This is a genomic window from Parasediminibacterium paludis (assembly GCF_042651445.1).
In the GTDB taxonomy this organism is placed as follows: domain Bacteria; phylum Bacteroidota; class Bacteroidia; order Chitinophagales; family Chitinophagaceae; genus Parasediminibacterium; species Parasediminibacterium paludis.
The window spans coordinates 1-3,269 of record NZ_JBHSDC010000014.1; the positions used below are offsets into that span (position 1 = coordinate 1).

At 40.3% G+C, this 3,269-nt stretch carries 1 protein-coding gene and 1 pseudogene; one reads left to right on the forward strand and one right to left on the reverse strand.

Annotation, left to right across the window (positions count from 1 at the left end):
* Positions 1-521: 521 nt before the first annotated feature.
* A pseudogene (locus ACFOW1_RS08675) lies at positions 522-959 on the forward strand (DUF6943 family protein).
* A gap of 1,068 nt (positions 960-2,027) precedes the next feature.
* Here ACFOW1_RS08675 and ACFOW1_RS08680 read toward each other — a convergent pair.
* A complete protein-coding gene (locus ACFOW1_RS08680) occupies positions 2,028-2,810 on the reverse strand; it encodes a hypothetical protein (protein ID WP_379013631.1) in 783 nt (260 codons plus the stop codon).
* Between the last annotated feature and the right edge of the window lie 459 nt (positions 2,811-3,269).

A 3,269-nucleotide genomic window follows, 5' to 3' on the forward strand; every position in this document is an offset into this window, starting at 1 on the left:
AAAGAATATGGAATGAAATATGGGTTGGTCAAAAACCACAGCTAACATTGATAATTATAGCCGAAAGTCCCCAAACGCGTTTCAACTCGCTTTTCAGGATGTTCCGCACGACATCCCAAAGTACATATAAAAGGCATTTTAACTGCTACTTGCAACCAGCAACAAGTAACCAGCCACTAGTAACCAGAAAACCCACTTTAGCCGTCCCACATAACCCCATATAAGGTATTGCCTTCGGCAATCATCTCAGTTTAGCTTTTTGTTAGCCAGCGAAAGGCAAGTTATGCGCTCTTTCAGTTGGCAAGGTCTGCACGTCACTTCGTTCTGTTTGCCTTTGGTTATTGCAAAAAAATCTTCCCCTGTTTAATGCTTGCCTAAGCTTCGCAAAATTGGCAAGCAACAGGTAGTATTTTTCTTGCACTAAACCTTGCCGTCCTTACCCACCCTGCATTTGGGTTGCCTATCGCTGGCCAAAAATGTGGCGTTTTGCCATCAAAAGGATAAAAACAGCGTAATATTTTATGCAACCGCTTTGTATCAAATCCACCACCAATGCGTTGATTGTATCACAACAACCAACCAATTTTTTCATTCTTGCCAAAGGCAACAATGCAGGAAAGCCCAGTTTAACGCCCTGGGCGAATGCCTTTACTGCTATCGCAACCTGTCAAGAAATGAGAGATTTCTACTAATGGCTCACATTCGGGCTTTACAAAGCCAAAGCTTTTAAAATCCACCACCGTGGCTCCGTCATTCCTTTTATCAATATTGGCGAAGTCAAAAAAATAATAGAGCCAGCAGCTATAGCCATCTATCCGCAATGGCAAGACTATAAAAACCTGCTTACGCATTTTGAGTTGCTCGAACAGCGCAAAAACAATTTAGCGCAGATACTTAAATCCACAGCCACCTTGCAAGAAATGCTTATCCGCAACTATTTTCTACAGCAAGGTCTCTAGCAATGATAGCATCTAAACAAGGCAGTCCCTGCGGGCTGCCTCGTTTTAAAAACCAAAAAACCAAAACCACCTTCGCTCAAGCGCAGCCTGTCATCCTGAGCGCAGCGAAGGACCTGCCAAACCCTCATCCTGAGCGCAGCGAAGGACCTCTGCACCAGCCTGTCATCCTAAGCGCAGCGAAGCACCCCTGCACCAGCCTGTCATCCTGAACGCAGTGAAGCACCTCTGCTGCAGTACCGGGTAGCGTAGCCGCTTTTGCATAACAAATTTATATACGCAAGCTAGTGCCGGCAGGCTCGGCTTGTCATTCTAAGCACCGCGAAGAATCTCTCCCCCAAAAGACTACGGCATAAACACAAAGCCATAGCCTTCGCAGCCTAGCTTGTCATCCTGAGCGCAGCGAAGGACCCCTCTTTTATTCCGTTTCCTTTTGGGGTAGAAGGCTGCCGTCACTGATAGATGCGCATAAAATTTTTAGTTATGCAAAAACAGCTTCGCATTGTTACCCGTTACCGCATGGCAGTTTGCCCCCTCAGTCAGTCCTTGTTTGCAGCCCCAGCTTTGCCTCGCTTGGCTTTCAGCAGGCATCTAGGCAGGCTGCCAGTACATTTTCGCCCCCTACAGGGCGTTACCGTTAGGGCTTTGCCCTGTGGTTGGTTCGTGTGGCGTTTCCCCTCTGGTCGCCGCCTCGTTAGCATCTTGCCCTTCTAAGGGGCATTTTGCCAACCCACAAAAAAAGCCCTGGCTCGGTAGCTAGGGCTTTTATTAATGCGCTATTGCGGCCTAATTGCTGCAGTGTTTTGTGTAAATGTCAAGAGAGGAATCAATTACTGAATCATCCCCATTTGTTAATGGTGATTCCGCTAACACCATACTTTTTGGCTAGCTGTCGGTAGCCTGTGCCTTGCGTTAAATACTCGGTAATACACTGTTGTTTAATGTCCATTTTGAGTTGATTTTTAGTCAAGTTATAGCAGGACTAGACAGTGCAAAATAGTATTACAAATGTTGAGGCAATATTCGTCAAGCCCCAATAATGCCAAACCTAATGTTGGTGGCTGTTTTTCTCTATGGTGTCCAGCTATAAAATGTTTCTCCTTTTGTTGTATTAAGTGTTACAAGTAAAGAGTCTGGGTAAGTAACTCCAAAACGTTTTACCAAACTTTTCAATTGTCCTGAATTACCTGAATAATTGAAAATATAGTAACGTGTAAAGTAATAACCTAAGTCTTGATTTTGTTTAATTTGTCCGTTAGATTCAATTTGAAAATTGCTGTAATCTCCTTGTGGATATAATGATATTGTTGCTCCATAAAATTGCAATGAATCAACAAATTTTTGAACTAAAGTTGTTGTCGAAGCTGTGTGATAATGAACAGTTCCATAGATTGTATTATTTGGAACTCTACCAAGATTGGGATTAATGAATTGCACCTTTGTCTGCACTGGAAGAGTTGCTATAAAGCTGTTTGTCGATACATTAAGCTGTCCAGTAATTGTAGATGTTCCAAAGTTTAATTCAACATCATAAACCTTGTTTGCAAGTCCATCGAGTTTAATTAATGTTGATGCAGGTCCTAACGAAGTCAAACACACATCTGGTGAAATTATTTGTATAAAATTGATTGTGATTTTGTCATTTGTCAAAACATAGGTTGATTGAATTGTATAGTTTGAACATTCATATATTTTTTCAGTAAAGCAATTGAGTGACAAAGTTCTTTTAGTGCTGTCAACACTTTCAGACATTTTTATTTTTAAGTTCTCATTAAAAATTAAAGTTGTTCCTGCCTTTTTACAAGAGGTTATTCCTAATAATACTGTTAGAAGAAAAGTAAAATATCGTTTCATAGTTTTTGTTTAAAGTATGACAAGTGTAATTATTAAATCATTGCAGAGTTGTCCAACAAAATAGCCACCAACGCGTGCATTTATGTTATTACACGCAGTTTAAAATATTTATTACTATTGATAATCAATTAATTATTATTAGCCTTTTTGTATTGTCGTAGCAACAATACACTCAATTTACCATTTGTATTGTTGCGTTTTACCAATCGTATTTATCAATTTTCTTCAAGCCGCTTCTATTTCACTCCAAGTTCTTTTATTAGATACTAACCACGCTTTGTAAGCTATTATGAAATTACAACTTCCTTCCACATATACTAAATTATCTTATCAACCGCTTATTAACAGATACTAAAAAAGCCCCTAGAAAGGAGCTTTGCCATTCTTGGCCCTGTAAGCTCCCCTAAAATCCGCTACATTCAAAAGTATAAAATTCTCCGTTTTCAGTTTTTATAGGAT

Excerpts from the sequence above, each read along its gene's own strand:
- ACFOW1_RS08680 (WP_379013631.1), bottom strand. The coding sequence starts at position 2,810 with ATGAAACGATATTTTACTTTTCTTCTAACAGTATTATTAGGAATAACC.